This is a genomic window from Bacillus timonensis (genome assembly GCF_000285535.1).
GTDB lineage: Bacteria > Bacillota > Bacilli > Bacillales > Bacillaceae_L > Ferdinandcohnia > Ferdinandcohnia timonensis.
Genome location: NZ_HE610985.1, coordinates 455925 through 462210, shown reverse-complemented (window position 1 = coordinate 462210; position 6286 = coordinate 455925). Strand labels below are relative to the sequence as shown.

The following is a 6286-nucleotide window of genomic DNA, read 5'->3' as shown; positions in this document are numbered from 1 at the left end:
GAGGATATGGTTCATCCAAAGGAATAAAAAATAGCCTTCCACTACTGGAAGGCTATTTTTTAGTACATAGTAGAGAATTCTTCTACTAACTCATTAAACTTTTTCATTGAATTTTCAATTGGATATGGAGTTGTAAGGTCAACACCTGTCTTTTTCAACAGCTCAAGTGGGTAGTCAGAGCTACCGCTTTGTAAGAATTCAAGATAAGAATGTATTGTTGTTTCGTCCCCTTCAAGAATCTTTGTTGCGATATGAATCGCTGATGCAAAACCTGTTGCATACTTATAAACATAAAATGGACGGTAAAAATGTGGAATCCGTGCCCAGCCATATTTTACTTCATCATCAAACACAAGGTCATCACCATGGTATTCTCTAAACAATCCTTCATACACTTCACTAAAGGATTCAACATTTAAAGGCAACCCTTGTTCAGCCATTTCATGGGTCTTTTTCTCAAACTCCGCAAACATAACCTGTGTAAATAAGGTTCCCTTGAATTTATCAATAAAATGATTGATGAGAAATTTCTTTACCTCTTCATTTTCCTCGGTGTTTAAAAGATAGTTAATTAATAGTACCTCATTCACGGTTGAGGCAACCTCTGCGACAAAAATACTGTAACGAGCCGTGATTTGGGGTTGATGTTCAGAACTTAATTTACTATGAACGCCATGGCCACATTCATGGACCAATGTAAATAAACTATCTAAGTCATCTTGATGATTTAAAAGAATGTAAGGATGTACCCCGTATACACCTAAATTATAGGCGCCTGATCGTTTTCCAGGCGTTTCTCTCACATCGAAATAACGTGATTTTCTAAATTCTTTTAACGTTTTGATATAGTCCTCGCCTAATGGCGCAAGAGCATTGCACATTATTTCAAATGCCTCTTCAAAAGGTATATCCTTTTTGGCACCACTCACAAGTGGAACACTTAAATCATATTGGCGAAGTTCATCTAGACCAAGTTTTTCTTTGCGAATATTCGTGTATTTGTGCATGACACTGATATTTTTCTTTGTAGTTTCGATTAGATTTTCATAGACGTCTTTAGGAACATTATCCCCGAATAATGCTTTTTCAAGTGCAGATGGATAATGACGCAGTTTTGAAATTGTCACATTATTTTTAATGGCAGCTGACAAAGTAGAAGCAATTGAATTTTTTAAATGTACATAAGGCTCATAATAAGCTTTGTATGCCTCTCTTCGTTTCTCTCGGTCCTCATCCTCAATTAGCTTTGCATACATTCCTCTTGTTAACTCAACCTTTTCACCATTCTCCTTTGTGACTGTTCCAAAGCGAATATCAGCATTATTAATCATTCCGTAGGTTGTGCTTGGTGCAGAGAGTGCTTCTCCTAATCGTGACAGGATTTCTTCTTGGTCTTTATTCAATACATGTGGCTTATAACGGAAAGATTCAAGCAGTTCTTTTTTAAAATACTGAAGCCCTTCTTCTTCGGCAATGTACCGATTTAATGTTTCCTCATCTAAGCTTAATAAAAATGGCATGAAAAAAGAATTAGCAGAACTCACCTTCACACTAAGCTGTTTGGCGCGGTCTAAAAAAGATTGTGATTTTGTAACACGGGTATCTTCATCAACCTTTAACATCGCATATGCATACAGCTTGCTAAAATGGAAAGACAGTTTTTCACTTAAGGTTAAATACTCACATAATGAATGTCCATCATGAATACTTCCATCAAATTTCGCGAGGTCCTCCCCCATTTTTTCAATCAGTTTGTAGTCTTCCTCCCATTTCGTAAGGTCAGAATAGATGTCATCCAAGTTCCATTTTTCTTGTTCAGGCACTTCATTTCGAGACGTATATGTAGTTGTCATCGCAATTCTCCTTTGAATTAAATTGAAATTACTTTTAATATGTAAGAAAGAAATATATGATATGAGATAGGTATGTTTCATTTTATTGTATATGAATTACATAAATTTGTAAAAAATGAAAGGATGTTCTTACATGGCGAATAAATTGCCTCATGTAGAAGACTCTCAAGGGATGGCGTATCTTCCTCCAAAAGGCGATTACGAAACATTTGTTGATGAAGACCACTATGAAGAAAAAGTTCGTGAGTGGGGTCTCTCCGTTAAAAAGGAATACTGGTATAAGGAAAGAACCCACCAACGCATCGTAACAATAAAAGGCTATGAGGTGTATGGGAAAACACAAGATCATAATACAATAGTACTTGAGTTTGAGGATGGGAATTTAACTTGCATACACCCAGCCTACTTAAAGGAAATGCAATCACCGAGCTTTACGAAAGCGGCTATTTCAGACACATCAGTAGCTCCTATGAAGAAAAAGAACATGAAAGCAAGCCGATTGTTGAAAAAACAACAGCAAGAGAAGCAAAGCCAACAGCTAAACAGGAACAACCTGAGAAGAAAGCGAAAAAAGAAAAAGCACCAAAAATTGAGTTACCAACCGATAAGGTGCATTTTACCGCTAATGTCAAACAATTCGCGTTAACATGGAACCACTTTAATGAAGATAATGATGAAGTCATTGTGCTAGAAAATGTTTTGATTCAACAAGAAGAGCCAATTGAAATTGGACTTGCTTGGTGTTCACATTCAAAGACTTTAAAGAAATTAGAGCTTGAGCCAGGGAATGCCTTAGAATTTGATGCAAAAATCGTCAAAAAAAACTGGCAAAAGGCAAAGATGTTGAAGAAGAATTTATGATTGAGGATCCGGTTCATTATAAAATTAATAATCCATCAAAACTTAAGAAAAGCTAAAAGAGCAGATTTTGTTCTTTTAGCTATTTTGTTTGTACTTCCTTTTATAATGAGCCAGTGCTAGTAACGGGAAAATAAAACGATAGCTATGGTAGTGAATATAAAAATCCCCAGCCATACCTTGCCCTTTTGGATATCGTGTTGTCCAGTCATTTCGGTCTAAATTCTTTAAAAGAAAATCTACTCCATCGTTAATGGCCTTGGTAGGTTTGTTGCTTGCTGAGATAAGAGCATCAACTGCCCATGCAGTATGGGTTAAGGTACTTGTTTTCAGCGGGACATACTTGTTTTTGCTGTCACTTCTACATGATTCACCCCACCCTCCATCCTGGTTTTGAATTGATTCAAGCCAAGTGACAGCCCTTTTAATCGATGAGTTTGTTGACAAAACGCCAACAGCAAGTAAGCCTGTAATGGCTCCCCATGTACCATAAATAAAGCATATTCCCCATCTGCCATACCATGATCCATTATCCTCCTGATTTTTATGAAGCCAGTTTATCGCTGATTGAACCGAAGGATGGTTTTTTGGCAGTTTCGTATATCTACCAAGATACTCAAGTGCCCGCCCGGTCAAATCAGCGGAGGATGGATCGGTTAGTATATATTCAGCGTTTTCGATTGGTAATATGCTAAGAAGCTTACTGTCTGTATTTTTCTCAAAGGCTGGCCATCCCCCATCATTATTTTGCATAGATAGTAACCACTGTAATCCCCTATCCCAGGAGTGTCTATATTCTGGTTCGATTCTTACCATCCTCGCAATTGAGCGTAAGGAAGCGGTCGTATCATCTACATCAGGATGAATCGTATTCATATCTGCAAAGCCCCATCCGCCAGGAAATCCTGCTTGATTTTGAACAGCCCAGTCCCCGTATTTGATATGTTGGCGTTCCAATAAATAATGGTTTGCCTTTTTAATCATGGAATCGGAGGAGTGTACTCCTGCTTCTTGTAAGGCATATCCGAGAAGGGCGGTATTCCATACATGGGCAGTCGTATATTGCATATGTGTATGACCATTTATTTCAGTTTTCATTGACTTTAAACCGTTCACGGCATGAATGATTGTTGGATGTCTTTTTGGATAACCCAAGCTTAGTAATGCAAAAATCATAAGAAATGTAGAGCTAAAGTAACCAAGAAATGTTCCGTCTGGTTCAATCCGTTTTAACATGTATTGTTTTGCTTGTTCAGTTGCTAGCTGATGAAGATAAGAGGGTAATCCAATTAAGTGATTGATTGCCTGTTTTAGACTTGAATAGAATGAACGCCATTCGTGAGAGTTTCGAAAGTCTAATTGACTTTCTTCTCTTGTACTAGTTAAGTCAGATAAAGTAGGATTTTTCTTAGTTGTGAGACTATATTTTTTGTCAGCTAGAATCATGATGGGTGTAAGATTAGCCCTCCCAAATACTGAAAAACGATAAAAATGAATCGGAAAGAATGGTGGCAGCAGGATGAATTCAATAGGCAGCGGAAAAAAGTCCGGCCATTTTTGCTGACCTGTTAAAGCAAGCATAAATTTCGTAAACATATGAATGTTCTTAAGTCCCCCATTTTTTAAAATAAATGATTTCGCACGTTTCATTCGAGGGTCTCTTTTATCGATATAACCCGAATAAAGGATTGCGTAATATGCTTCTACCGTTGTCGTTATATTTCCATCCCCTTCATCATAAAAAAGCTTCCATGCCCCATTTTCCTCCTGCTTACTTACTATCCTTTCTGCTAGTTGTTGAATCAATTTCTCATCATTTATTTCAAGGCTTCTTAATAAAATAATCATATAACAATCCGTTGTAATTCCAGTTTCAAAAGGGTAATTCCACGATCCATCAGAAGTCTGGTCCTGTCTAATGGTATCAATAAGCTTTCGGATTCCGTCATTCACTTTATCTAACATATGTCACCTCCATATAAGCCTATTCCATACATATTCAATGTGTAGTTAGAGCATTCATTGAGGAGGTTATCACTAATGTGCAACCTATTTAAAAAGAAGAAAAAGCCGCGACTCTCTGTATCTCTTCTACAAATTAAAAAGGATATAAAAAGAAGACAAAAACGGCCCAATACTTTTTCGCACCTTTCGTTGGAGGAACAACTTCTCATCAAACAAATTAAAGCGATGACAAAACGTCTAAATCTAAATAATGTAACACGGACAAAGGCTTATCTAGATTTCTATTTAACTCATCCCGAAATTCATTGGGCATTTCTAGGACATATGGTATCTCGCAATGGTGGTTGGAATATGACGGACTTAAAAGGTGGGCAGCTTTCAAGACTACTAAAAATGAAGGATGCAGAGTCTTATTTTACCTTTTTGGAACGTGGGAATTGGTTGATTTTTCAAGATGCCTTTCCTCAATTTTTACTCTATGAGGCTAGTAAATTATACCGACAGAACTTATTTTACCTACTTCCCCATTTTCATGTATCAGTTTTTATGGAGTCTATTTGGAATTATTTTTGGGAGAGGCATGATACGTACATATTGACGGTTGCTCAAATTATTAATGAGCAAAGTTATCTCGAAAATCGTGTTATTGTAAATTCCAAATATAAAAAAGAAGTCTTTGATACAGTAGAATTCAAGCTTCAGGATTTATTAGATTTGAATCATATTTTATTTCCATTTGAAGAAAAAGGAAAAATTCATTTGATTGGTCAAACCCTCCATCAATTTAAGAGTGTTCGTGAACGTATCTTGTTAGGAAAAAGACTGTATTCCATCTTATTTAGAAATGAAAAGAGATTAAAATCGATCGAGACCTGGGCAAAGAAGGTCCAGCATTCTGGGTCAAGAAAAGATTACTGGCCACATATATTTAATCATGTAGATGAAGGTTTGCCTGGTTCGTTATTGAAACCACGTGTGAAATCCTGTGAACTTACAAAGGGTTCACCAAGAATTTATAGTCCGAGATTGGAGATGGCATGGAAAAATAGGAAACATGAGCCTGCTGAAATTGGAGATTGGTACAAGGAATGGGAAGTCATTCATTACCTAGCTGCTGATTATGAAAATGTGGATGGAGAGATTCAACATGAATACTGTAAAACCCTTGAAAAATTTGAGCTCGCAGCAATTGCCAAAAAGGCCATTTCGATTTTGGATTAATCGAGAGCTAGTAGTCACAGTATTATTTGGTTGCCTAATTGGCACATATCTTGACCTTTATTTTGTTGGAAAGAGTTTATATTCTTTCCCTGTGCGACCGTTTCCTGAAGTTTTTTCTATCCATATTGGCTTTACACTGTTTGGATTGCCGCTTTTAATTATTGTATTTCTTTTGATTTGTCAAAAGCTTAATAGGATTGGAAAGCTTTGTCTCGTACTTTTCTTTGCAGCTATTATGGCCGGTGGAGAAAAAATGTCTGAAGCAATTGGCTGGTTTGTTCATGACTCATCTTGGCAACATTACTATTCTCTAATTGGATATACAATCTATTTATTAGTCATGCTTGGTCTTTACCATTTGCTGTATACAAAGAAAACCTGACTCTTTA

General features: G+C 36.7%; 5 protein-coding genes. 3 read left to right on the top strand and 2 right to left on the bottom strand.

From position 1 onward, the window contains the following. Window positions 1-59: 59 nt before the first annotated feature. Entirely contained in the window at window positions 60-1853 is a 1794-nt protein-coding gene (gene pepF, locus BTHG_RS02635; RefSeq protein ID WP_010281989.1) for an oligoendopeptidase F, read from the bottom strand. A 387-nt stretch (window positions 1854-2240) separates the two neighbouring features. Here pepF and BTHG_RS27250 point away from each other — a divergent pair, with 387 nt between their 5' ends. Next, window positions 2241-2714, top strand: coding sequence for a hypothetical protein (locus tag BTHG_RS27250; RefSeq protein WP_232284415.1), 474 nt, complete (start codon window positions 2241-2243; stop codon window positions 2712-2714). A 75-nt stretch (window positions 2715-2789) separates the two neighbouring features. On the opposite strand, the gene shc is transcribed toward BTHG_RS27250, so the two are convergent. Further along, window positions 2790-4676, bottom strand: a complete 1887-nt coding sequence (gene shc / locus BTHG_RS02625; protein WP_010281982.1) for a squalene--hopene cyclase — start codon at window positions 4674-4676, stop codon at window positions 2790-2792. Window positions 4677-4751: 75 nt separating this feature from the next. On the opposite strand from shc, the gene BTHG_RS02620 reads away from it, so the two are divergent. Further along, on the top strand, window positions 4752-5897 hold the full coding sequence (locus BTHG_RS02620) for a DUF2515 family protein (RefSeq protein ID WP_010281981.1): 1146 nt from the start codon (window positions 4752-4754) through the stop codon (window positions 5895-5897). Next, window positions 5866-6279 (top strand): CBO0543 family protein, encoded by a 414-nt coding sequence (locus BTHG_RS02615; protein WP_010281980.1) that lies wholly within the window; start codon window positions 5866-5868, stop codon window positions 6277-6279. The genes BTHG_RS02620 and BTHG_RS02615 overlap by 32 nt, the downstream gene beginning before the upstream one ends. Window positions 6280-6286: the final 7 nt, after the last annotated feature.